Below are 26,751 nucleotides of genomic sequence, written 5' to 3'. Positions count from 1 at the left end.
CTATTCAAATGAGTAGGTTTTTTATTTTTTGGTGTTAATGTTGATATTATTTTCATAAGATAGAATGAATAATTATTTTAGGTGGGTTATTATGATATATCTTGATAATGCTGCAACTACTTTTCCAAAACCAGATACGGTTTATGAAGCAGTTATAGAATGTATGAAAAATTATGCTGCAAATCCAGGAAGAGGTTCATACGATATGGCTGTTAAGGCGGCTAAAAAAGTAATGGACACAAGGGAAGAAATTGCTAAACTATTTAATGTACCAAATTTATTTGATATAATTTTTACATCAAATGCTACAGAAGGACTTAATATAGGGATAAAAGGTATACTCAAAAGAGGAGATCATGTAATTACTACTGTTATGGAGCATAATTCTGTACTTAGACCTATAAATTATCTTAGGAAAAAATCTGTAAAAAGCAGTATAGTTGGGGCTGATAAGTATGGTTTTGTAAATCCTAAAAACATAGAAGGGCAAATAAGGTCAAGCACAAAAATGATTGTAGTAAATCACGTTTCAAATGTAACTGGAAGTATTCAAGATATAGAAAGAATAGGAGAAATTGCAAAGAAACATGGAATAATTTTTATGGTTGATGTCTCTCAAAGTGCAGGAACTATAGATATAGATGTAGATAAATGCAATATAGATATTATGGCACTTCCAGGACATAAAGGACTTTTGGGACCACAAGGTACAGGAGTATTGTATATAAAAGAAGGTTTAAAGGTTTCAGAGTTTAAAAGTGGAGGAACTGGCAGCAATTCTTATTCAATGCGTCAGCCAGAGTTTCTTCCAGATAAGTTTGAAAGTGGGACATTGAATACTCCAGGTATTGCAGGCTTGTACGCTGGCGTTAAATTTATAAAAGAAACTGGAATACAAAATATAAAAAAACATGAATTTGAACTTACTGAAGCACTTTTAAAAGAATTGAAACTTAGGGATTATATAATTTTGTATGGAAAAGAAAATATGGAAGATAGAAGTGCCGTTGTTTCATTTAATATAGATGGTATAGATAGTTCTGACACTGCGGCTATGCTTAACTCAAAAGGTATAGGAGTTAGAAATGGATACCATTGTGCTCCTTTAGTACATGAGGTTATTGGAACTAAAAATAAGGGAACTGTAAGGATAAGTCTAGGATACTTTAACACTTTTGAGGAAATAGAACAAGTTGTAAAAGCCTTAGATGAAATTCATGGAGGGATAGATTAATATGAAAGATATGGAGGAATGGATAAGGGATTATGGGATTAAAACTGGTATGACATATGAAGAAATTGTAAAAAAAGCATTAGAATTTTACAAAGAAAGCATAGATAGTAATATGAGTATCAGTGATTATAAAGCAGGAAAAGAATTGAGAAGTTTTCTAAATAAAATAAAGGACATATATAGTGGGACCAGCAGTAGAGTTGCTGCTAATATCAAAGGTGAAAATGTATCACAAAATAAAATTAATAATAATAGTAATAGTAGTAATTCTGATTCAAAAACCAAAGTATTACCTAAGGAAGGTCCTAAGATTAGTTGTGAAGTTATAGAAAAATCGGATGAGAAGGAAAGTTACTTAAAAGGAATACAAAATTTAAATCCAGATTTAATGAATATAATATTAAGTGAAAAAACATATGTTTTAAAGATGCTTCAAAATAAGGCTACTTATGCAACCGCTATAATAAGTTTTGAAAAAGATGAAAAAGATTTTCAGCAGTATGCATTCATACATTACGTAGATTTCTCAGATAACAAATATAAGAAACTTTATTCAAATATAGAAAAAGAAATAGTTGAAATAGCTAAAAAAAACAATGTTAATAATATTGATAGAATAGTAAATGGTGAATATATTGAACAATTTAGAAGTATAGGGTATAAGGAAATGTATAAAAACTATAGTATAAAATTGAATATTGAAAATAGCAGATTAAGAGGAATAAACGAATATGCAAAAAATAGCCGAAACCATGTAAGCAGTAAATGTGTACCAATTTTCAAAATGTGTCCTAAGCGTTTTAAAGAAAATGAAGATCCTAATAGTCTGTACAAGTTTTCAACAAGTTACGGTAAGTTTTACGCAAAAATAACTGTAAAAAATGAAAAATGTTATGCTAAATTGTACTTGGATGAGAACAAAATAAACAGAATAGCATACCTTAAAAATGTATACTACACATTTGTTAATGATTTGTATAAAAATGGAATAAAAATAGTATATACATTAGTAGGTGAAAAGCATATAAATATATTGAAGAGCAACTGTGATGTAGCCATAATAAAGGAATGGACATGGATAAGAAAATCGTTATAAATTTAAGGGGCTGGTATATTGCGTGAAACAAAAGTTTTAGAGAATGAATATCTAGCGGTTTTTAAATCTCAAAATCATGCAATTTATTTATATGGAATATTAGGTAAAAAGGGAATAACAACTAAGATAATTCAAACTCCATGTAAAATTTCTACTTCATGTACTCATAGTATTAGATTTAAGGAAAAATATATGGATACAATAATGGATGAGATAAAAAACAGCGGGATAAAAATAAGAGGTATATATAAAATAACAAATTATAAAGGAAAAAAAGATTATGAAAAAGTTTATTAGATTAAAGATGGTTAAGTACCATCTTTTTTTGTAACAATTTTTTAAAATTACGTATAATGTATACTAGTTAAGGTATATAAGACATTTTAATGATGAGAAGTGATAGAAGATGATATTTAAGATAGAAGATGAAAAAAGATGTATTTTGGATTTGCGTAAAAAATTTCAATATTGTACCAAGCCAGGTGTTTCTATAATAGTTCCAACTAATAAAATAAAGTATATAAAAAATATATTTATGAATTATTTAAGATGCAATTATGAAAATAAAGAATTAATAATAATACTTAACAATAATGAGTTGAATATAGATGACTACATTAAAGAGGCCAGGAAATATGAAAATATTAAGGTATATCAGCTTGATGAAAATATAAGCCTTGGATATTGTATGAATTATGGTGTAGAAGTTTCAAAATATAGTTATATAGCTAAAATTGATGATGATGATTATTATGGTGAAAATTATATTCTAGATGCTGTAAATACTTTTAGATATGTTGATGTTGACATTGTAGGTAAAGCTTCATATTTTATTTACTATGAAAAGTATAATTCTATAGGAATAATGAATGCAGTATACAATAATAAATATACTCCTTATATTGCAGGTTCAACTTTTATTGTAAAAAGAAAAGTATTTGAAAAAGTTAGATTCAGAGATCTAAATTTAGCTGAGGATTCAAGTTTTGTAAATGACTGTATAAAAGCTAATATGAATGTATATTCTGGTAATAGATATAACTATGTTTATGTAAAGCATAAAGAACTATCAGACCATACATGGAAAATAGGGGCTAAGGATTTATATAGAATTACAAAAAAGATAAATTGCAACAATAATTTGAGTATTGTAACAGTATAGAAGGTGAATGCTATGAAGACAAGCATAATTATTTTAACCTATAATGGATTAAAATACTCTAAAAACTGTATAGAGAGTATAAGAAAATATACTGAAAAAGATTATGAAATAATAGTAGTTGATAATAATTCTACTGATGGCACAAAAAATTGGCTTAGTATGCAAAGGGATATAAAAGTAATATATAATAATGAAAATTTTGGATTTCCAATAGGATGCAATCAAGGGATAAGAGCAGCATGTGGTAATGATATTCTTTTATTGAATAATGATGTTATTGTAACTCCTAATTGGCTTAAAAATTTGAGAAAATGTTTATATAGTAGTAAAAACATAGGAGCTGTAGGACCGATTACAAATAAATGTTCTAATAAACAAAGTATAAATTTAAGATATGATTCAATAAATGACATGATAAAGTGGTGTAAAAAATACAATATATCTAATCCAAGTAAATGGGAAAACAGAAGTAAGCTTGTAGGATTTTGCTTCTTTTTTAAAAGAGAAGTGATTAATAAAATAGGTCTTTTAGATGAGAGATTTTCACCTGGAAATTATGAAGATGATGATTATTCCTTAAGAATTAGGAGGGCTGGTTATAAACTTGTGTTATGTAGAGATACTTTTATATATCATTATGGTGGAGTATCTTTTTTCAGATATGATTACTTAAAGCTTCTTAACATGAATAGAGATAAATTTGAAAAAAAATGGGGAGCAAAATATGATGTAATATTTAATGAATATTAATATATATTTGTAAAATGTAAGTATACTTATGCATAACATGTAAGTATGGGATGTGTAAGGAGAGATGAGAATATGATTAATGTAACTAAAACTTATATTCCTTCACTTGATAAATACAATGTCTATTTAAAAAGGATCTTTAGCGGTGGTGTAGTAACAAACAATGGTCAATTTTTAAAAAAGCTTCAAAAGGAATTAGGAGATTATCTTGGAGTTAAAAATATATTGCTAGTTCAAAATGGAACATTGGCGCTGCAAATAGCATATAAGCTTTTAAAACTTACAGGAGATGTAATAACAACACCTTTTACATTTGTAGCTACTGTAAGTAGTCAGGTATGGGAAGGATTAAACCCTAAGTTTGTCGATATTAATAGTGAAACTTTAAATATAGATGAAAAATCAATAGAAAAGAATATAACACCAAAGGTGTCAGGGATTGTTCCAGTTCATGTATTTGGAAATGGATGCGAGGTAGAATATATAGATAAAATTGCCAAAAATTATGGGATTAAAGTTATATATGATGCTGCTCATGCTTTTGGTGTTAAATATGAAAATAAAAGTATACTAAATTATGGTGATATCTCTATAATGAGTTTTCATGCTACTAAAATTTTTCATACTATAGAAGGTGGCGCACTTGTAATTAAGGATGATGAACTTTATAAAAAAGCTTGCCTCATGATTAATTTTGGCATAGATGGAGTAAATAGTATAAGTGAGCTTGGAATAAATGCAAAAATGAATGAATTAGAGGCTGCAATGGGTTTATGTATTTTAGATGATATAGATAAAATAATTGATAATAGAAGAAAAGTATATGAATATTATATGAATCATTTAAAAGGTAATATAATTTTTCAAAAACACAATGAAAAATCTTCGCTTAATTATAGTTACTTTCCAATTATACTAAATAGTGAGGAATGTGTAATTAGAGTGATGAAAATGCTTTCAAGAGAAAATATAAATCCAAGGAGATATTTTTATCCAAGTTTGAGCACTTTATCATATGTCAGAGATAATGCAAATGTACCAGTAGCAAATGATGTATCTAGGAGAATTCTCTGTTTGCCTTTTTATGATTCTATTGAAATTAAGGAACTTAAAACTATAGTAGATATAGTAAATAAAAATATATAAAAATAGATTTGATACGGATTGATTTTAATGTTTTATGGAGGGTAATAAAAGTTGAAGAAAATACCTTGTATCGTTTTAGTTTACTATAATGTTGAAATTATAAAGGAATCGCTAGATTTTTTGCTTAAATGTAGCAATGAACTTGAATTTTTTATAATTGAAAATAAAAGTATAAATACAGAAAACAAAATAAAACCCTATTTAATGAGCCTTTTAAATACAAAGCAAATTTCTATGTATATAGAATTCATGGATAATATAAGTAATAATGCTGTGGAAGAGTTTTTTCAAGCGGATTTAATTGATTTGCATAAATACAAGAATATAGTTATAACAGATGGAGATATAAAAGGTAACTCTTTAGAATGGTTAGATGAAGAAAGAAATATTTTAAACAGGCATAGTGAAGTTTTAGTCTGTGGTGTAGATCTTATAAGTGATAATTTACCCTTGAGGCAATTTAAAGATGCAGTAAATTGGATACCAAAGCCCATAAATATATGCCATGATTATATTGAGTGTCCCACAGGTGCTCATCTATTATTTATGAAAACAGAAGATTTAAGAAAATTTTTAAAGTATATGAATGATAAAAAGTTAAAATTTAGAGACTCTGTAATGTTAGATTATTGTTATAATGTTTTAGGAAAAAGATGGGCAAAAACTAAAGTCAATAAGTTTATTCATTTAACCTGGAATATATATTCTAAGTTAAACAATCCTTATACAAAATACAAACTATCTAAATCACATGATGAATTTTGGAGTCATGATAAATATTGTGATTTTGTTGTGCATACATTAAATAGTGATAAATATATGAAATATAAGGTGATAAAAAATGAATGAAAATATAAAGGTAAGTGTACTTCTTATAACCTATAACAATTCTGAGTTTGTAAAGCAGGCTATTGAAAGCATTTTTATGCAAGTTACTAGTTATAAATTTGAAATTGTTGTAACTGATGACTGTTCTAAGGATTCAACTTTAGAGGTTATAAAACATTATAAAGGCATGTATCCAGAAAAAATAAAGATATTAGATAATAAAAAAAATGTAGGAATAACTAAAAATTATGAAAGAGGATTTAAGGCGTGCAGTGGAGAATACATTGCTCTTTTAGAAGGTGATGATTATTGGGTATCTCCGTATAAACTTCAAATACAAACTGATTTTTTAGATTCTCATAAAGAATATTCGGGAGCACTTAATAGGTACGTAATGTATGATATGGATAGCAATGTATCTAGAAAAACGTATTCCTGTAATAATTTTAAATATATAACTATAAGAACTGAGGATTTGATAAGATCAAATTTAATTGGAAATTTTTCATCATGTATCTACAGAAATGAGGTTATAAAAAGGTTAGACCCAGTGCTTTTTGATATGGAAGTGTATGATTGGATGTTTAATATTGCAATATCTCAAAAAGGACCTATAGCATATTTACCAGAGGTTACTTCTGTTTATAGAATTCACAGTAATGGGGCATGGAATGGAAAAAGTGGAGAGGATAAAATAAAATCAATTATAAAGTCTTGTGATGACTATAATAAATTCTTACGTTACAAGTATAATGATTATTTTTTAGCTAGTAAAGCATCGTATGAAAAGCAGTTACAAGAATTTAATGGTAAGTCTAAAAGTGGGGACTAGAATATTAAAAAGGATATTATGTATCCTTTTTTATTTAATATTGTAAATTATAAAAATCTACTAGCATAACATATAACTATAAGAATAATTTCATAAAGGAATATTTTTGAAATTCAAGGATGAAAAGGTGATAAATGTATGGATAATAATCCTCTTGTAAGTGTGCTTATAGCTACTCATAATAGACCACAATATTTTGAGTTATCTCTTATAAGTGCATTAAGTCAAAGTTATGCAAATATTGAAATAATAATATGTGATGATAGTACAGATTATCGCACAAAAAATATCGTAGAAAAATATATGAAAGTATATAAAAATATTAAGTATTTTTTCAACGGAGGGCAATTGGGTGAACGTGGATTAATTAATATGCACAAATGCTATAGTTTAGCCAATGGTGAATTCATTAATTATTTAAATGATGATGATATATTTGATAGATATAAAATAGAGAAAATGATTCAATGTTTTTATATATATGAAAATATTAAACTAGTGACTTCGCATAGGGGAATTATAGATAAGAATGGGAATTTGCTAGCAGATATTGACGTAACAAAACCGATAGCAAATATGAATCAACCTATAGCTGGGCTCCATGCTATAGGAAAATTAATTCTGCAAGGGAATTTTATAGGGGAACCTACTACAGTTTTATTTAGAAAAAGAGATGTAAGTAAGTTTGGATTGTTAAATGGCAGACAATTTTATGCATTAGTTGATATAGCTACATGGATATCTTTACTTTTAACTGGAAACTTTGTGTATATGAGTGATACTTTAAGCTATTTTAGAATACACGAATCACAAAATACTATGTCACAAGAAATAAGAATAAAAATCTTATTGGAATCTTTGATTTTAGTAGATTATGGCTACAGTATAAGTGTTGTTCCTGCAGATTTTTATTCTCGCTTTTATTCTGAGTGGACTTTACTAGTTAAACCTCTTATACCTATAATAACTTCAATTGAATGTTTTAAGCAATACTGGCCACTACTAAAGAAATTAAAAATGATATAAATTTACTATAGGGTGATAATATGAGTTATAAATTGAGTATATTAATAATAACCTATAACCATGAAAAACACATTGAAAAAGCAATTGAAAGTGTGCGAATGCAAAAATTTTTCTATGATTATGAAATTATAGTGGCTGATGATTCTTCGACGGATAATACGGTAAATATAGTTAGTCGATATAAGGCTATATTTGGAGATAAATTAAAAATATTTAGTAACCCTCAAAATTTAGGTATAACTAAGAATTACAAAAGCGCTTTTAGCAAGTGCAGCGGAGATTTTATAGCTGTTTTGGAGGGCGATGATTATTGGAGTAGTGATATGAAGTTAAAACTTCAAATGGATTTTTTAATAAATCATCCAGAATGCTCAATGGTTTTTAACAAAATTATTGCTGCATTTCCTAATAATTTAAATATACCAATACAACAATTTCCTGATAATGTTATGTATTTACTTTTTAATACTTCTGACTTGGTAAAAAATAACTTTATTCAAAATTTTTCGGGCTGCATGTACAGGGCAAGTGTCATCAGAAATATAGATAATTCACTTTATGACATGCTTGTTTATGATTGGATGATAAATATAGTTGTATCACAATATGGATTAATAGGTTATCTGCCGCAGTCAGCGTCTGTTCATCCTATATTAGATTCTGGTACTTGGAGTGGTAGATCAGAATTTGAGCAGCTAAATACTACTTTAAATTGTATAGATAAATACAATAGTTTTCTTGGATATAAGTATAATAAGGAATTTATAGAAAACAAAAGTAAAATCTGTCGTAGGATTAATGAAATTAAAATAAAAGCAATTTAATAACAAATCTATTTTATTGAAATTTATGTGTACCATAGATATCTTAGTGTATAAGGTATCTTGGTACAATTAAACTTTAAATTTTATTGCATTTATTTATAGAAGGGGAAGGTTATGGAATTTAAGAAAAAAGGAAAAAACGTAACCATATATGAAAAAGCTATAATAATACACCCAGAGAATATTGAAATTGGAGACGATGTTATAATAGATGATTTTGCATTTATATGTGCTAATAAAAGCGTTAAAATAGGCAGCAATATTCATATAACCAGCTTTATCAGTATAACAGGAAATGAAGAATTTGTAATGGAGGATTTTAGTGGGATAGCAAGTGGTACAAGAGTTTTTACTAGTAATTATTATTTTAAGGATGATAAATATTTTGAATACTTTTCAGCTCCTGTTAGACTTGGTAAATTTTCTATAGTTGGATCTAGCAGTGTTATTATGCCGGGAGCTATTTTAAGCGAAGGAACTTTTATTGGGGCTAACAGTCTTATTGAAAGTAATACTATTACAGAACCATTTTCCTTATATGTGGGTACACCTATAAGAAAAGTAAAGAATATGAATAAAGACAAAATATTAAAACTTGAGAAGCTTTATAAGATGAAATATAAAATAAATGAGGTTAAAAAATGATGGTGAGAATATGAGAGAAAAAAAATTAGTTGTAATAGATGATTTTTTCCCGAGCATCGTAAGTAATTTCAGAATAACAGAATTTAATTACTATATGTCAATGTTTCCTAACTGTGAGGTTTATTCTGCATTAATTGGAGCTGGATTTTTGAGCGCATATAATGAATATGTGAGAATTTATCCGCAGTTTGCTGGAAGAGTAAAGCAATTTAATCCATATGTAATGCCTAAGTGTTCTCTTTTCTATACTATGTTTTTAAATAGTGCTTATTTTCTCGTGCCATATTTTGAAAGAGAAAATACACCATTTTTATTTACACTTTATCCTGGAGGTGGGCTGCATTTAAATGATGCAGTTTGTGATAATAAGCTTAGAAGAATATTTTCTTCAAATGTTTTTAAAAGTGTAATTGTAACTCAAGAAATAGTGTATAGGCATATTGTCGATAATAAGCTTATCTCACCGGATAAAATTGATTATATTTATGGTATTGTGGATGATTCAGAATATTTTAGAGTTAATACGCAGAGAAAGAAACAGTATGGAAGGGATAAAAGTACCTTTGATATTTGTTTTGTTGGAGGAAAATATTCTGAAAGAGGGGTGGATAAAGGATATGATACTTTCATAGAAGTGTGTAAGAGACTTAAGAATATATCCGATAAATTTAGATTTCATGTGGTAGGAGGATTTAATAGAGGAGATATTGATGTATCAGCACTAGGAGGAAATATTACTTTCTATGGATATAAAGCAAAAGATTTTTTTGTTAGCTTTTACCCTGGTATGGATATAATTTTAAGTCCTAATATACCTTTTGCAAGATTAGACGGTGAATTTGATGGATTTCCAACAGGATGTTGCGTTCAGGCAGCTTTATGTGGCACGGCTGTATTTTCAACAGATTTATTGAATTTAAATAGAGATTTTGTAGATCGCAAGGAGATAGTAATTGTAAAAAGGAATCTAGATGATATAGTGTCTAAGATAATTTACTATGCAACTAATATGAAAGAACTATATACCTTATCTGAAAATGGAAGAAGTAAATTTATGAAAGTATTTGATACAACAAATCAAGTAAGTAGAAGAATACAGGTATTAAAAAAATATTTGTAATTATTTCAAGGATAAGAAAAAAACAAGCTTTTTAAAAAGGAGGAATAGTATGAAATTTAGAAGTATAGGTAAAAACGTAAAAATATACAAGAGTGCAAGGATAATACACGCTGGCAATATAGAAATAGGAAATAACGTAATTATAGATGATTTTGTATTTATTGTAGCAAAAAAAGGTATAAAAATAGGAAATAATGTTCATATAAAAAACTTTGTAGGGATAACTGGAGATGGGCTTTTGAAGATGGAGGATTTTACGAGTATATCTCAAGGAACGAAAATATTAATGAGTTCAGATGATTATACTAATTCCTATTTAACTAATTCTACTGTTCCTGATGAATTTAAAAATGTATATTCTGCACCAATAACGATAAAAAAGTTTTCCGTAATAGGGGCTAATTGTGTAATACTTCCAGGAGTAACTTTGAGTGAAGGAACCTTTATAGGACCTAACAGTCTTGTAAAGGTAAATACTATTACGGAACCTTATTCATTGTATGAGGGGACTCCAATAAAAAAGGTAGGAGAAATGAGTAAAGAAAAAATACTCTATTTAAAAAATATGTGCAAGTAAAGTTTTTAATTAAAGATGTTTATTCTTAGTGCTAAATTAAGCACATATTTTTTTTACAATCATAATATATGAATATAAGATTAAATATCATGCTATAAGCATGTTTACTATAAGCTTATGTAAGGAGGGAAATGAATAATGTCAAAGTGTTCTTACACAGAAAAAACAAAAGATGAATGTATTATTGCAAACAAAGTGTATGATCAATGTAGACAGCAAGATTGTATTGAAAAATTGGCATATAGTGCATTAGCCCCGGAAGAACCAATTAATCCACCTAACAACGCAGCAGCAGTTATTATAGTTCCAAATACTTTTCGTATTGGTGGGATTTTTTTAGTAAATAAATCTCCTAATTTACTTAGAAGAGGATATTATGATATTGAATTGAAATTTTCGTTTCAATATGAATTGCAGTTTAGAGATGGAAGTGGAAATCCAATAGGAGCTAATGTTCCTGCAAGAAGCTTATTTAACAAAAAGGTTAGTTTATTTGGTTCTACTGGAACTGATGTCAATGTTTATAGTGATTTTGGTGGATTTTCAAATCTTCAAGTAGCACCATTTGTTCTTGTTGAGGCAAGTTCATATCCTCTGGAAGCAACGCTTGGATATACAATACCTATCACCAGTGGAGATAATGCGCCTGTGCCTAATTCTGTTAATGTAACTATAGGATTATTTACTATCATTAAATTATTTAGACTTGTAAATTTAGTTGTTCCTTCTACTGGTTTCTGTAAACCTAAAAAATGCGAAGAAATTTCTGAAGATCCATGCGAGTATTTTAACAATTTAAAATTTCCATTTGATATATTTGATCCTCCACAAAAGGAAGATTTCTTTGGAAATGAAGATGACGATGAACAAGATGATGATGGAGAAAGTACACAAGAATACTTAGAAGAAGATTTAGGTAATGAATAATAAAAATTAAATAATAAAAACTTTACTGCCATTAAGAAATTAATATGGCAGTTTTTTACTTTTCATATTAAACATTTGTATTAATTCTAACTTTATGTATAATTAAATGTATAAATGAAATTGAACAGGAGGATTCCTATGAAAAAAGTTGAACTATTAGCGCCAGCAGGAGGAGTGGAAAGCATTTATGCAGCTGTTCAAAATGGTGCAGATGCTATTTATTTAGGTGGAAGTAGATTTTCTGCAAGAGCATATGCATCAAATTTTACCGATGCAGATATGGAAAAAATAGTGGATTATTGTCATGTATATGGAGTTAAAATTTATGTAACTGTAAATACTTTAATAAAGCAGGATGAAATGAAAGATGTTATGGATTACATAAAATTTTTATATAAAATAGGAGTGGATGCACTCATAGTACAGGATGTTGGGGTTGCAGCACTTATAAAGAAAAATTTTGGTGACTTTGAAATTCATGCTTCCACTCAAATGACAATACACAATGCTGAGGGAGCTCTTTATTATAAGGAATTAGGCTTCAAAAGAATAGTACTTTCAAGAGAGCTTAGTTTAAAAGAAATAAAGTACATATCAAAAGACCTAAATATTGAAACTGAAATGTTTATTCATGGAGCTCTTTGTGTATGTTATTCTGGTCAATGTCTGATGAGCTCTGTAATAGGTGGGAGAAGTGGAAATAGGGGCAGATGTGCACAACCTTGTAGACTTCCATATACTCTTATAAATGAAAATACTATGGAAAGCAAGAAAGGATATTTTTTAAGTACTAAAGATATATGTACTTTAAAAGATATAGAGGCCATAATAAGTTCTGGAACATCATCTCTCAAGATTGAAGGTAGGATGAAAAAACCAGAATATGTTGCTGGAGTTGTATCAGCTTATCGTAAGGCAATAGACAGTGTATATTCAGGTAAAAAATACAATGCTGAAGTTGAAGAAAGAAAGCTTTTAAAGCTATTTAATAGAGAAGGGTTTTCAAAAGCATACCTGTTTGGAAATATAGGAAGTAATATGATGGCGTATAATTTTCCTAAAAATACAGGAATAAGATTAGGAAAGGTTTTGAATGATGGTAATGTGCTGTTAGAGGAAGAAATTAATTTAAAGGACGGCATAAGAGCTGGAGACAAAGGTGCAGTAGTAAGCAAAATAACGAAAAATGGGAAAGAGGTTTTGGAGGCAAAAGAAAAAGATAAAGTTAGATTGTATCCAGAATTTTATAAAAAGGGTGATATCATATATAAGACTTCTGATGAAAAGTTTTTAACCGAACTATCAGGAAGTTATGAAGATAAATATAAAAAGAAAATTGATACGGATGTAGTAGTAGCTTTTAAGTTATCAACACCAATGCATTTAAGAGCTGTTTTAAATAAAGAAATATATGTAGAATATTTTGGGGAAAACGTAGAAAAAGCACAGAGAAAACCAATAACAAGAGAAAAGCTTGAAGAAAACTTAAGAAAAACTGGTAATACACCATTTGAAGTGAAAGATATAAAATTTGAAAATTACGAGGAAGGTTTTTTACCAATATCCTATATAAATTCGGCCAGGAGAGAATTAGTTGAAAGACTTCAGAAATCTATAACAGAAAAATTTAAGCGAAAAACAAAAGATAAGATAGACTTCAATAATGAAGTTAGCAAGGGAAAAGATAAGTTGCCAGAATTTATGATTGGAATATGCTTTGAAAATCAATTTAATGCGGCTATTAAAATGGGCTTTAAAGATATAATTATTGATATGTTTTCTAAAAAGTCACCTAAAAATTTGAATTTATATAATGCTAGGAAACATGCAAACTTATACTTAAAAATCCCCAATATAATAAAGAACGAATTTATTGATGTATGTAAATTAATAGATGAAAATATAGATAATATAAAAGGAATAGTGACAGCAAATGCAGGTATAATAAAGAAATATGGTAGTAGGATAAATATTATTGGAGATTATAAACTTAATATATTTAATGCTTGGGCTGCTTGCTTTTATAAAGATTTAATGGGAATATGTATAAGTACTGAACTTTCAAGGCAAGAAATAAAAAGTATAAGTGAAAAAAGGTTGGTGGAAACTCAATTGCTTGTTTATGGTAAGATTGAAACTATGGTGAGCGAATATTGTCCTATTGGCAGTACCTTTGGGGGCAAATGCTCTGATAGGCAATGTATAGGGGCATGTTTAAATGGGAAGTATGTTTTGAAAGATAGAAAGGGAGTTCCTTTTAATGTGCTTACTGATAAATGTTGCAGAAGCCATATATATAATCCGATACCATTGAATCTTTTAGATAAAATCGAGGAGATAAAAAATATGGGTGTTGATTCTCTTAGAATAGATTTTATTGATGAAAGCGAAGAAGAGGTTAAAAAAGTACTTGGATTTATTAAAAAGAAAGAAAGCTATATTGAAATGAAGAATTATACGAGAGGCAGCTATAAAAGAGGAGTTGAATAAATTGAACGAGAAATCACTCAGAGTTCTTGAGTATTACAAAATAAAAGAAAAAATTAAAACTTATACAATGACAAGTTCTGCTAAAGAAATTGTAGATGAACTTAGACCTTACAGCAACTTATATGAAGTTAAAGAGCATATGGAAGAAACAAAGGAAGCTTTATCACTTACTATGAAAAAAGGAACACCTCCTTTTGAAGGTGCCTATGATGTAAGAGAAGCTGTAGCTATGGCAGAAAAAGGATTTTCATTGATGCCAAGTCAGCTAATTAGAATTGCAAATATGTTAAGGTGTGGAAGGCGATTTAAAGAGTATATAAGCCATAAGGAAGGGGAGGAACAGCACAGGGTTATTGAAGATATATGCGAGGGAATAGTCTCTCTTAAAACTATAGAAGATGCTATATTCAATGCCATAATAGATGAAGAAGAGATTTCTGATAAAGCAAGTCCAGCTTTGTGCAGTATAAGAAGATCTCTTAAGGATAAAAATTCATCTGTTAAAGACAAAGTTAATTCTATGCTTAGAAACTATTCAGCTTATCTTCAGGAAAATTTATATACCATAAGAAATGATAGATATGTAATTCCTATAAAAGCTGAATGTAAAGCTCAGGTTCCAGGGCTTGTCCATGATCAAAGTTCAAGTGGTGCTACATTATTTATAGAGCCAATGGGACTTGTAAATTTAAATAATGAAATAAAAGAATTAATGCTTAAAGAAAAAGCAGAAATTGAGAGGATTTTAAGAGAGCTTTCAGCAAAAGTGTATGGAAGTATAGTTACGGTTAAAAATAATGAAAGAATTGTAACAGAACTTGATTTTATATTTGCAAAGGCCAAATATGCTAGTAGTATTAATGGAGTTGCACCTCATATAAATGATAGCGGAGTTATAGATATAGTTTATGGAAGGCATCCTCTTATAGATCCAGAAAAAGTAGTACCTTTAAGCATATACCTTGGTAGGGAATCTAATTCTATTGTCATAACAGGACCAAATACAGGTGGAAAGACCGTTACGTTAAAAACAGTTGGACTTCTAGAACTCATGGCTTTAAGTGGAATTATGATTCCTGCAAAAGAAAACTCTACAATTAGCTTTTTTGAAGAAGTTTATGCGGATATAGGTGACGAACAAAGTATAGAACAAAGTTTATCTACTTTTTCCTCTCATATGAAAAACATAGTGGAAATTATAAATAATGCAGACGATAAATCACTTGTCTTGTTTGATGAACTCGGTGCAGGAACTGATCCAACAGAAGGTGCAGCTCTTGCAGTTTCAATACTTGAGGATTTAAGAAAAAGAGGCTCAAGATTAGTAGCTACAACACATTATAGTGAACTTAAGGCTTATGCCCTTAAAACTGAAGGAGTTGAAAATGCATCTGTAGAGTTTGATGTTGAAACTTTAAGACCTACATATAGACTTCTTATGGGAATACCAGGGAAATCAAATGCTTTTGAAATTTCCAAAAGGCTTGGTCTTGCAGAGTACATAATTAATAATGCCAGAGAGGGAATATCAAAAGATTCTCTAAAATTTGAAGATCTAATACAAGATTTGCAGGAAAAAACCGTTAAAGCTGAGGAAAATTCAAGAAGAGCTGAGATGTATAAGAACGAAGCAGAGGAACTTAAGTTTAAGTATGAGGAAAAACTTTATTCTATAAAGGATACAAGGGAAAAGGCTCTAATGGAAGGCAGAAGAGAGGCAAAAAGAATCATAGCTGAAGCAAAAGAAGAGGCAGATGCAATACTTAAGGATATGAGAGAACTTGAAAAAATGGGTTATTCTTCTGAAGCTAGAAGAGAACTTGAAAATTCAAGGAGAAGACTTAGAGAAAATCTTGATGCTGCAGAGGAAAAGCTAGCTAGAAAAAATGAACTTAAAGGTGAAGGACTTAAAAAAGTAAAAGAAGGTGAGGAGGTATTTATACCTTCTTTAAACATGAAAGGAACAGTTATATCCCAGCCTGATAGCAAAAATGAAGTCCAAATTCAGGCTGGAATTATGAAGATAAACGTTAAACTTGAGGATTTGAGAAAAGGCAAAAATGAAGGTAGCAAAACAGATAAGACCATAAAGCGCAGAGAAGCAAAATTGAATTTAAGGGCTGTGGCTACATCAGTGGACTTAAGAGGCATGGATGCAGAGGAAGCAATGTACAGTGCTGACAAGTATCTTGATGAGGCATGCATGGCAGGGCTTAATGAAGTCACGGTTATTCATGGTAAAGGCACAGGTGCACTTAGAAATGCAATAACTGACATGCTTAAAAATCATCCACATGTAAGAAATTATAGACTTGGAAATTATGGTGAAGGCGGAACAGGTGTTACTGTTGTAGAGCTTAAGTAAGGTGGTGTAGAGCTTGGATAAAAAAATATTATTGGTTTCGGCTTGTTTATGCGGCATAAATTGCAGATATTCTGGTGACAGCAGTGCTGATGAAAAGATAATGCAGCTTTTAAAAGATGGCGAGGTTCTGCCAGTATGTCCTGAACAGCTTGGAGGACTTGAGACTCCAAGAAAAGCTTGTGAAATTATAGGGGGAGATGGAAAAGATGTTCTGCAAGGTAATGCAATGGTTATTAATAAAGCTGGAGAAGATAAAACGGTTGAGTTTGTAAAAGGTGCCAATGAAGTTTTGAATATTGCAAAAATAGTAGGCAGTGAAAAGGCAATTCTTAAGGCTAAAAGCCCTTCTTGTGGATGCGGAAGAATATATGATGGTACTTTTAGTGGAAATAAAATAACTGGCAATGGTGTGACCGCGCAGCTTCTTCTAGAAAATGGAATAGAAGTAATAACAGAGGCAGAATACAGAGGACGGTGAAGGGTTTTAACTTCACTGTAATTTGCACCATGTCATCTGTACTCTGGTGTTAAGGTGTATAAAAATCCGAATAAATGCCAATAATACATGAATAAGGAGGCATTTATATGGAAAATTTAAAAGCAGAAATTAGAAATAAACACGGAAGATCTGTAAGTAGAAAGGAAAGAAGTTCAGGTAAAATTCCAGGAGTGTTGTATAGTAAGAATGTTGGAAATATAATGTTCGACGTTGATGAGGCTGAACTTAATAATAGAATAAGCATTACAGGTGAGCATGGATTTTTAAACATAGCTTTAAATGGAGAAAATTATAAGGGATTAATAAAGGAAATTCAAAGAGAACCCGTTAATCATAAATTAATTCATATTGACCTTGAAGATTTAAATGGCAGCGGTAAGATTGTAAGTGAAATCCCTGTGATTTTTGAGGGAGAAGATGCAATAAAATCGAAGGGTTGTGTAACTCAAAAGTTTAAAAATAGTATAAAGGTAAAATGTACAGGAGATAACTTACCTAATAACGTGGTTTTTGATATTTCCAATATGACTTCAGGGGATAGCTTAAGAGTATGTGATTTTGAGTTTTCAAAGGAAATAGCAGTAGTAGATGAATTAGATACTATTCTCTTATCAGTTAGTGACTCAGGAAAAAATTATGGTGATGTTGAATTAGAGGATAATGATTCTATTAATGATTAAAAATCAGTGGAATTCTATAAAAGATGAATTCCACTGATTTTTATTTACAAATTTTAAATTTTTACCATAAAATAATTTAAAAAAATTTTTTTTATAGTATAATAATGGTATCTAGATAAAATATCTATATATATTTATAGCAAATCTTTAGGAGGGAATAATATGACTTATAAAGAAAAATACAATTTATGGTTGGATTCTAAATATGTTGATGAAAATGGGAAAAATGAATTGAGAAGTATTAAGGAAGAAAAAGAAATAGAGGATAGATTTTATAAGGAATTGGACTTTGGCACAGGTGGACTTAGAGGAGTAATTGGTATGGGAAGCAATAGAATGAATGTATACACTGTTGGCAAAGCAACTCAAGGTTTAGCTGATTATCTTCATAAGCATTATACAGGAGAAATTTCAGTAAGCATAGCACATGATTCTAGAATAATGTCAAGGGAATTTGCGGAGACAACAGCAGCTGTTCTATGTGCTAATGGCATAAAAACTTATCTTTTTGATTCGTTGAGACCAACTCCTATGTTGTCGTTTACTGTAAGGCATTTTGGAAGTAAAGCAGGGGTTGTTGTTACAGCTTCACATAATCCAAAGCAGTATAATGGCTATAAAGTTTATAATGAAGATGGAAACCAGTTCACTGATGCTGGGGCAGAGGAAATATTTTCATGCATACAAGCTTTGGAGGGCTTATCTAGTGTTAAAACTATGGATTTAGAAGAAGCTAAGAATAAAGGACTTTTAAATATCATAGGAGAAGAAGTAGATAGAGTTTATATTGGTAAAGTAAAAGAACTTACGATAAGAAAAGATTTGGTGAAAGATTATGCAAAAGAGCTTAAAATAATATACACACCTATACATGGTTCGGGTAATATACCGGTAAGAAGAGCATTAAAAGAACTTGGATATGAAAATTTATCAGTAGTAAAAGAGCAAGAGTTACCAGATGGAAACTTTCCTACAGCTCCATATCCAAATCCAGAACAGTCTTCCGTTTTTAACATAGCTTTAGATATGGCGAAATCTATAGAGCCAGATCTTATATTTGGAACAGATCCTGACTGTGATAGAATAGGAGTTGTTGCAAAGGATGGAAGTGGTGAGTATAAAGTTTTAACTGGAAATCAGACTGGGGTGCTTTTGACTCATTATATAATATCATCTTTAAAAGAACTTAATAAACTTCCTAATAATGGAGCTGTTATAAAAACTATAGTTACATCAGAAATGGCTGCTAAAATAGCTGAACATTATGGAGTGAAACTTATAGATGTGCTAACTGGTTTTAAATATATAGGCGAAAAAATAAAAGAATTTGAAAGCACAGGATCCAATACATACTTGTTTGGATTTGAAGAAAGCTACGGTTGCCTTGCTGGAACTTTTGTAAGAGATAAAGATGCAGTAATTGGGGCAGTGCTTATATGCGAAATGGCATTATATTATAAGAAAAAGGGCATGAATCTTTATGATGCACTTAATTCTCTTTATGAAAAATACGGTTTTTATAAAGAAACATTAGTTTCCAAGGAGCTTACTGGAAAAGAAGGACAAGAAAAAATCAAAAAAGCAATTGAACATTTAAGACATTCTAAAATTGAAGTGGTGGATAATGTTAAGATAGTTAAAAAATTTGATTATAAACTTAGAATTGAAAAAAATCTTATTAATAATAGTGAAAGTGAAATAAAACTACCAGTATCTAATGTGCTTAAGTTCGTTCTTGAAGATGGATCGTGGTTTGTTGTAAGACCTTCAGGAACAGAACCTAAGATGAAAATTTATATGGCCGTTGTGGGAAAGAGTTTGGATGATGCTGATAAAAAAAGCCGTCAATTTTCTGAAACTATAATGAATATTATTGATGAAGCTACTAAATAAATTGAAAAAATAGTTTTGATATAGTATATTATTTAAAATGGAAGGTGAAAATCACCTTCCATTTTAAAATTAGAGATATGGTGGTGTATTAATGAGTATAGAACAAGAATTTAAAGAAAAAGTTTCAAAGCTAATATTCCTTGAGTTTAAAAGTGAAAGTGTTTATAAAATATTTAAAGTAAAGTCATCAGAAAATAAGTATTTTCCTTTAAGAGCTGAAAGGGTAATAGATAAAGTTAAAAATAGAGAAAAATTTAAGGATATTCCACTGTCCTTTTTTGTGGAGGGCATGTTTTATGTGTTAGGCGGTGATAAAGCTTTTAAGTTTAATAATTTATATACAAAAATATTGAATGAAAACCTTGAAGAATTTACTAAATATATCAAGGGCATAATATTAGATGAAGTGAAAAATGAAAAATATGAAGATGCATATATAATGCTTAAGGGGCTTATGACAGTTGAAAAAACTAAAGAAAATTTTGATAAGCTAATAGCCTTAAGTGAAACCATAAGAGACAAAAAAGCTGAATTTAAAGAGGAAGAATTATCTATTATAGATGAAGCCAAAAAAATTGAAAATTATGCAAGCCCATATTTGTATGAGGCATTTATAAAGAATGAAAACAAAGATTATGAAGGTGCATGGTATTCTATTAATACTTACATAGAATACGGTGGAAAAGTAGATGAGAAAATCTCAAAATTTAAACATTCCGTTGAAGATGTAAGAAATTATGAAAAAGCTAAGGAAATTATATATGAGAAACCTAAAGATGCACTTAAGATGTTTGTCAAATTAATTGATGAATTTCAAGATGATGCTATTTTGTTTTATTATATAGGTATGACATATAGAATACTTGGAAATTATGAAAAGGCTATATATTATTTAAATGAGGCTTTAGCTCTTGATAATAACATAGTTGAGATTTTTAATGAACTTGGGGTTAATTATGCAGCACTTAATGATTTTGATAAGGCTATATCATATCTTAGAAAGGCTTTTGAGGCTACAAAATCTATAGAGATTTGCACTAATTTAGTTATGTGCTATTTAAATAAAGGGGATAAAGAGCAGGCCAGATTGCACTATGAAATAGCAAAAAAGATGAAACCAGATGATGATGTAGTTAAAGAATTAAGTGCAATGTTTGATTAAGCAAATAAAACTAACTTTTCATTGTCATAAAATGATATAATAATTTAAAGAAGCAAATAACTGCATAAATTATTTGTTTCATATTAATATTCGAAGGGAGTATGCAATTATGAAAGTTAAAAAAGCTATTATACCAGCAGCAGGTTTGGGAACAAGATTTTTGCCAGCAACAAAGGCACAACCAAAAGAAATGTTACCAATAGTGGATAAACCTACTATACAATATATAATAGAGGAGGCTGTAGCTTCTGGAATAGAAGAAATACTTATAATAACTGGAAGAAATAAAAGGGCAATAGAAGATCACTTCGATAAATCAGTAGAGCTTGAAAACGAACTTGAAAGCCATGGAAAAGAAAACTTGTTAAAATTAGTTAAGGATATATCAAATATGGCAGAAATTTATTATATAAGGCAAAAAGAGCCTAGGGGACTTGGACATGCAATTAATTGTGCAAAGACTTTTGTAGGTAATGAGCCGTTTGCAGTTATGCTTGGCGATGATGTTGTAGATGCAGAGAAGCCATGTTTAAAACAGCTTATAGATTGCTATGATGAATATAAAACAACTATATTAGGAGTTCAAAAGGTAGAACATAAAGAAGTCTATAAATATGGTGTTATAAGTGGAATGCATATAGATGGAAATGTTTACAAAGTAAAAGATTTAGTTGAAAAACCTAAAGTGGAAGAGGCTCCATCAGATATAGCTATTTTGGGTAGGTACATAATAACACCTGAAATATTTAATATATTATCTAATACAAAACCAGGTAAAGGAGGAGAAATACAACTTACAGATGCTCTTAGAACTTTAATGCAGTCTGAAGCAATGTATGCATATGCTTTTGAGGGAAGAAGATATGATGTTGGAGATAAGCTTGGATTTTTAGAAGCAACTGTTGAATATGCATTAAAAAGGGATGAACTAAAAGATAATTTTGCTAACTATTTAAATAGCTTAAAAAATAATAGCAAATTTGAAAAATTTTTTAAAAAGGATATAAAATAGGCTTATTAATTAAAGAATTGTATCAAAATAAAATAGATGTCAGTTTTGATACAATTTTTTTTTATTGGTAAATTCTTAGCCTTTAGCAATAAATTCAAAAAAACACTAATTAAGGATTATAAAATGTAATTTATTTAAATAATATAAAAATTATTAGTTAATATTTTATAAAATGCTACGATATGCTATAATGTATACGTAATCCTGTCCTTTTGTGAAGGGAGGTGAATGATATTAGCAGATTAAGGAAGGTAGTAATTGTAGTTGTATTTGCTTTTATAATTATAGCATTGCAACAAAATGTACAAGCAGCAACCAGCTCACAAACAGGACAAGCCAATACTAGTAATCCTAAAATTGTTTCTGTGACTAGAAGTTCGAATCAGGTATTTCAGAATGATGCATTGAAACTAGGAGTGGTATCTAACACTTCTTCCAGCGTACAATATAGATTTTTGATATATTCATATGATACTGGAAGTTGGAAAGATATATTTAATGGATATTCAACCCCTGTCTCTGGAAGCCAAGAATATGATGTTAATGTAAATAATTTAGCTGTTGGCAAGTATAAAATTTCTGTTTGGGTAAAAGCTGCTGGAACTACAGGTACTATTAATAATTCACTTGGACTAGGAAGTTATGATGATTATTATGCTTTTGATGAAATATGCAATCCTAAAGTAACCGTTGAAAGTTTACCTTCGCAGGTTTATCAGGATGATGATGTTAATTTAACAGTCCAAAGTGATATTACTGGAAAAGTACAGTATAGAGTACTAGTTAATAAACTAAACACTAATGAATGGATAGACAAGAGTAATGGATATTCTTCACCTGTTGATGGAAATACGCCATTTAATATTAATATTGGTAAGTTTAATGATTATGGTGATTACAGAATATCAGTATGGGTTAAAAGGTATGAAAGAGATGGAATGTATACCAATAGTTTGGGATTAGGAAATTACGATAATTACTATTGCTTTAAGCAATGTATCAGTCCTGTTCCTCAAATTAAAGATGCACAAGTTGATAACATGACGATAGGATCAAATCCTAATATAAAACTATTGTCAAATGTAAGTGAGAAAGTGCAATATAGAGTTTTTATAAATGATTCAAGTGGCAGTTGGGAAGATGTTACTGGTGGATATACTTCATCAGTTGATGGAGATAATTATTATGCTACTAAATTAAGCAAGACATTAAGCTCTGGAAAATATAAAATATCAGTATGGGTTAAAAATGCTGGAACTGTTGGTAGGATATCTAATAGTCAAGGATTAGGAAATTACGATAGCTACTATGTTTTGGAAAAAGTTTGTAGTCCTACACTTAATGTTACTGCAACCCCATCATCATTGATAGAGGGTGATACGCTTAAATTAAATGTTAGTGCCCCACAATTAGCTAATGCACAATATAGGGTATTAGTATCACCAGCCTCAAGTAATACATGGACTGATGCTACTAATGGATATACTTCCGCAGTAAGTGGAAGTGATTCTTATGAAATTTCAGTAAATCCACCTTTTGCTTCAGGTAAGTATAGAATATCAGTATGGGTTAAAGAAGCAAATACACAGGGGAACATACAAAATGCTCAGGGACTTGGAAGTTACGATAATTATTATTGTTTTACGGAATTTGTTCAGCCAAAGGCAGGTGCAAATACTCAGTACACACAAACTAATTATAATTATACTTTACAGCAGGTTCTAAATATGGAGCTTAATCAGCAGGCAGTATATGAAAATTCAAATGGACAATGGGTAGCTGCTGATAGTAATACTATTCTTAAATATTTAGATCCAGCAAACTATATAAATGATCCTTTTGGGCGATTTGAGTTTTTAAAATTAACATATTATGATGGAATTTCAGCTGATGATATAAATAATGTACTTAAGGGCAAAGGCGTGCTTGAAAATAAAGGAGCCGTATTTTTGCAGGCTGCAGCTGACAGCAATATAAATCCTATGTATTTAGTTTCGCATGCTTTACTTGAAACGGGAAATGGAACGTCAAATCTTGCAACTGGAATTGTGGTAAATGGAGAAACAGTATATAATATGTTTGGAATTGGGGCATATGATGAAAATGCAGACTATTATGGTTCACAATATGCTTACAACCAAGGGTGGTTTTCTGTTGACGCTGCAATTAAAGGTGGAGCTAAATTTGTATCAAGTTCATATATAAATAATCCTCAGTATAATCAGGATACTTTATATAAGATGAGGTGGAATCCTAATAATCCATCCCATCAATATGCAACAGATGTAAAATGGGCAATTAATCAAATATATAATATTAAATCATTATATGATCTTTGTCCGACAGCAAAATTGATTTTTGATCTTCCTATTTATAAGTAAATTTACTTAATGATGCATAATAAAATCCACTTTGTTATAAGTGGATTTTATTTTTAGCATAAAAAACATTGAATAATTTTAAAAATAGTGTAAAATTAAATTTGTCAACAAAGATTAAGGAAGTGTGTATATGCGTAAGGAAAATAGATTTTTTGTTATAAGTGATATTATAATGGTTACAATGTCCCTATATATAGCGTTACTGCTTAAATATGATTTTATGGTGGATACTAGGTATATAAAGTTATTTAAGGTATCTATAGTTCCAGTAATTGTTTTTATGATCATATTTAATAGGATTTTTAATCTTTATAATAATATGTGGAAGTATGCGTCCATAGACGAACTTCTATCTATAGTTTATTCAGTGTCTTTGACTAATATAGTGTTTATTGTTTACAGCTATATATTAAGTCATATGAAGATTACTCAAACTGTATTTTATAGATTTCCATATACAGTTCATGTTATTTTTTGGATGCTTTGTATAATACTTTTAGGAGGAACTAGATTTGCCTATAGAGCATCGTATGAAAGTAAGAAAAATAGAGAGTGCATCAGTGAGAATAGAATAAGATTGCTTATAATTGGAGCTGGTGATGCTGCAGCGACGCTTATTAAAGAGATTAAAAGGAGCAAAAAGTTAAATTATGATATCATTGGACTTATAGATGATGATGATGAAAAATTGGGAAGACTTATATATGGCGTGAAAGTAGTTGGCACTAGAAATGACATAGAGAAGTTTTGTGAAGAAAATTCAATTGGAGAAATTATAGTAGCTATGCCATCGGCACCTGAGAAGGATAGAAAGGAAATCTTTAATATATGCAAAAATACTAAGTGCAAGCTTAGAACTTTTCCAAGCATAAGCGACATAATAGATGGAAAGTTTAATATGAGAAAAATAAGGGATGTAAGTATTGAAGATTTACTTGGGAGAGATGAGGTTAAGTTAAATACAGAAAATATAGAAAAGTATATAAAAGGAAAAAATATTTTAGTTACCGGTGGAGGTGGCTCCATAGGTTCAGAATTATGCAGACAAATATCTAAGTTTAATCCTGCTACTCTTGTGATTTTAGACATATATGAAAATAATGCATATGATCTTCAGATGGAATTAAATTATACTTGCCCTAAATTAAATAAAGAGGTAATAATTGCTTCAATAAGAGATAAAAAGAGACTTGACGAGATATTTGAAAAATTTAAACCTGATGTAGTTTTTCACGCAGCAGCTCACAAACACGTTCCTTTAATGGAAGTAAATCCAATGGAGGCTATTAAAAATAATGTACTTGGAACTTTTAATGTGTTAAAATGCTGTGATGAATATAATGTTAAAAAATTTGTTCAAATAAGCACAGATAAGGCAGTAAATCCTACCAATATAATGGGAGCAACAAAAAGATTTTGCGAACTTATGGTTCAAGCTTTTGATAGAGTTAGCAAAACTGAATTTGTTGCAGTTAGATTTGGAAATGTCTTAGGAAGTAATGGTTCAGTAATTCCTCTATTTAAGAAACAAATTGCACACGGGGGTCCAGTTACAGTAACTCATCCAGAAATCAATAGATTTTTTATGACTATACCAGAAGCAGCTCAACTTGTTATTCAAGCTGGTGCTATGGCAAAAGGTGGAGAGATATTTGTACTTGATATGGGTAAACCAGTAAAAATAGTAGATCTTGCAAAAGATTTAATAACTTTATCAGGTTTTAACCCAGGAGAAGATATAAAAATAGAGTTTACAGGTCTTAGACCGGGAGAAAAACTTTATGAGGAACTTTTAATGAGTGAAGTTGCACTTACAAGTACAGAACATGAAAAAATACATGTTGAAAAACCTATGGATATTGATATGAATTTTATTGAGAGTTCAATTGAAGATTTTAAAGAAGTGCTAAAAGAAAATAATAAAGAAAAAATATATGAAATTATGGCAGAAAAAGTTCCTACGTACAAAAGAAAGAAAAATCAATAATATGGTGACAAAAATTTGACATTGTATTATAATTTAATGGTGTTCTATGTACAGTTATTAGTCAAAGATGTTATTAATATAATATAAAATTTAATAATTAATGTATTTTATCACT

23 protein-coding genes are annotated in these 26,751 nt (G+C 29.6%); all 23 read left to right on the top strand.

What is annotated here, in order from left to right; translation table 11 throughout:
• The first annotated feature begins 91 nt into the window (after positions 1 to 91).
• The 23 genes from LQK79_RS01645 (at position 92) to LQK79_RS01535 (ending at position 26,636) form a co-directional block, all read left to right on the top strand.
• Complete coding sequence (locus LQK79_RS01645; RefSeq protein WP_053241094.1) at positions 92 to 1,234, top strand: aminotransferase class V-fold PLP-dependent enzyme; 1,143 nt, start codon at positions 92 to 94, stop codon at positions 1,232 to 1,234.
• 1 nt (position 1,235) lies between these two features.
• Positions 1,236 to 2,330 (top strand): hypothetical protein, encoded by a 1,095-nt coding sequence (locus LQK79_RS01640; RefSeq protein ID WP_231015246.1) that lies wholly within the window; start codon positions 1,236 to 1,238, stop codon positions 2,328 to 2,330.
• Positions 2,331 to 2,348: 18 nt separating this feature from the next.
• A complete protein-coding gene (locus tag LQK79_RS01635; RefSeq protein WP_053241091.1) occupies positions 2,349 to 2,627 on the top strand; it encodes a DUF3343 domain-containing protein in 279 nt (92 codons plus the stop codon).
• Positions 2,628 to 2,736: 109 nt separating this feature from the next.
• On the top strand, positions 2,737 to 3,492 hold the full coding sequence (locus LQK79_RS01630) for a glycosyltransferase (protein WP_053241090.1): 756 nt from the start codon (positions 2,737 to 2,739) through the stop codon (positions 3,490 to 3,492).
• A 12-nt stretch (positions 3,493 to 3,504) separates the two neighbouring features.
• Positions 3,505 to 4,242: a glycosyltransferase family 2 protein gene (locus LQK79_RS01625; protein WP_231015245.1), complete on the top strand. Its 738-nt coding sequence runs from the start codon at positions 3,505 to 3,507 to the stop codon at positions 4,240 to 4,242.
• Positions 4,243 to 4,314: 72 nt separating this feature from the next.
• Positions 4,315 to 5,388 (top strand): DegT/DnrJ/EryC1/StrS family aminotransferase, encoded by a 1,074-nt coding sequence (locus LQK79_RS01620; RefSeq protein WP_231015244.1) that lies wholly within the window; start codon positions 4,315 to 4,317, stop codon positions 5,386 to 5,388.
• Positions 5,389 to 5,439: 51 nt separating this feature from the next.
• A complete protein-coding gene (locus LQK79_RS01615) occupies positions 5,440 to 6,237 on the top strand; it encodes a hypothetical protein (RefSeq protein ID WP_053241088.1) in 798 nt (265 codons plus the stop codon).
• Positions 6,230 to 7,048 carry a glycosyltransferase gene (locus LQK79_RS01610; protein ID WP_053241087.1) on the top strand — a complete coding sequence of 273 codons (819 nt, stop codon included), beginning with the start codon at positions 6,230 to 6,232 and terminating at the stop codon, positions 7,046 to 7,048. The genes LQK79_RS01615 and LQK79_RS01610 overlap by 8 nt, the downstream gene beginning before the upstream one ends.
• A gap of 138 nt (positions 7,049 to 7,186) precedes the next feature.
• On the top strand, positions 7,187 to 8,074 hold the full coding sequence (locus LQK79_RS01605) for a glycosyltransferase family 2 protein (protein ID WP_231015243.1): 888 nt from the start codon (positions 7,187 to 7,189) through the stop codon (positions 8,072 to 8,074).
• A 20-nt stretch (positions 8,075 to 8,094) separates the two neighbouring features.
• Entirely contained in the window at positions 8,095 to 8,898 is an 804-nt protein-coding gene (locus LQK79_RS01600; RefSeq protein ID WP_053241086.1) for a glycosyltransferase family 2 protein, read from the top strand.
• A gap of 114 nt (positions 8,899 to 9,012) precedes the next feature.
• Positions 9,013 to 9,543, top strand: coding sequence for an acyltransferase (locus tag LQK79_RS01595; RefSeq protein WP_231015242.1), 531 nt, complete (start codon positions 9,013 to 9,015; stop codon positions 9,541 to 9,543).
• 10 nt (positions 9,544 to 9,553) lie between these two features.
• Complete coding sequence (locus LQK79_RS01590; RefSeq protein WP_231015241.1) at positions 9,554 to 10,663, top strand: glycosyltransferase family 4 protein; 1,110 nt, start codon at positions 9,554 to 9,556, stop codon at positions 10,661 to 10,663.
• Between the two features lie 49 nt (positions 10,664 to 10,712).
• Complete coding sequence (locus LQK79_RS01585; RefSeq protein ID WP_231015239.1) at positions 10,713 to 11,240, top strand: acyltransferase; 528 nt, start codon at positions 10,713 to 10,715, stop codon at positions 11,238 to 11,240.
• A 138-nt stretch (positions 11,241 to 11,378) separates the two neighbouring features.
• A complete protein-coding gene (locus tag LQK79_RS01580) occupies positions 11,379 to 12,167 on the top strand; it encodes a hypothetical protein (protein ID WP_053241084.1) in 789 nt (262 codons plus the stop codon).
• Between the two features lie 138 nt (positions 12,168 to 12,305).
• On the top strand, positions 12,306 to 14,657 hold the full coding sequence (locus LQK79_RS01575) for a DUF3656 domain-containing U32 family peptidase (RefSeq protein ID WP_231015238.1): 2,352 nt from the start codon (positions 12,306 to 12,308) through the stop codon (positions 14,655 to 14,657).
• 1 nt (position 14,658) lies between these two features.
• Complete coding sequence (locus LQK79_RS01570; RefSeq protein ID WP_231015236.1) at positions 14,659 to 17,022, top strand: endonuclease MutS2; 2,364 nt, start codon at positions 14,659 to 14,661, stop codon at positions 17,020 to 17,022.
• 25 nt (positions 17,023 to 17,047) lie between these two features.
• Entirely contained in the window at positions 17,048 to 17,500 is a 453-nt protein-coding gene (locus LQK79_RS01565; RefSeq protein WP_231015289.1) for a DUF523 domain-containing protein, read from the top strand.
• A 107-nt stretch (positions 17,501 to 17,607) separates the two neighbouring features.
• Complete coding sequence (locus LQK79_RS01560; RefSeq protein WP_053241082.1) at positions 17,608 to 18,201, top strand: 50S ribosomal protein L25; 594 nt, start codon at positions 17,608 to 17,610, stop codon at positions 18,199 to 18,201.
• Between the two features lie 162 nt (positions 18,202 to 18,363).
• Positions 18,364 to 20,094, top strand: a complete 1,731-nt coding sequence (locus tag LQK79_RS01555; RefSeq protein ID WP_231015234.1) for a phospho-sugar mutase — start codon at positions 18,364 to 18,366, stop codon at positions 20,092 to 20,094.
• 91 nt (positions 20,095 to 20,185) lie between these two features.
• Entirely contained in the window at positions 20,186 to 21,256 is a 1,071-nt protein-coding gene (locus LQK79_RS01550; protein ID WP_053241080.1) for a tetratricopeptide repeat protein, read from the top strand.
• 109 nt (positions 21,257 to 21,365) lie between these two features.
• On the top strand, positions 21,366 to 22,268 hold the full coding sequence (gene galU, locus LQK79_RS01545) for a UTP--glucose-1-phosphate uridylyltransferase GalU (RefSeq protein WP_231015233.1): 903 nt from the start codon (positions 21,366 to 21,368) through the stop codon (positions 22,266 to 22,268).
• Positions 22,269 to 22,492: 224 nt separating this feature from the next.
• On the top strand, positions 22,493 to 24,649 hold the full coding sequence (locus LQK79_RS21025) for an N-acetylglucosaminidase (RefSeq protein WP_053241079.1): 2,157 nt from the start codon (positions 22,493 to 22,495) through the stop codon (positions 24,647 to 24,649).
• A 130-nt stretch (positions 24,650 to 24,779) separates the two neighbouring features.
• Positions 24,780 to 26,636 (top strand): polysaccharide biosynthesis protein, encoded by a 1,857-nt coding sequence (locus tag LQK79_RS01535; RefSeq protein WP_053241078.1) that lies wholly within the window; start codon positions 24,780 to 24,782, stop codon positions 26,634 to 26,636.
• Positions 26,637 to 26,751 lie beyond the last annotated feature (115 nt).

This window comes from Clostridium guangxiense (genome assembly GCF_021043395.1).
GTDB lineage: Bacteria > Bacillota > Clostridia > Clostridiales > Clostridiaceae > Clostridium_S > Clostridium_S guangxiense.
Note: the sequence above shows the minus strand (reverse complement) of the source record. Positions and strands in the feature narration are given on the sequence as shown.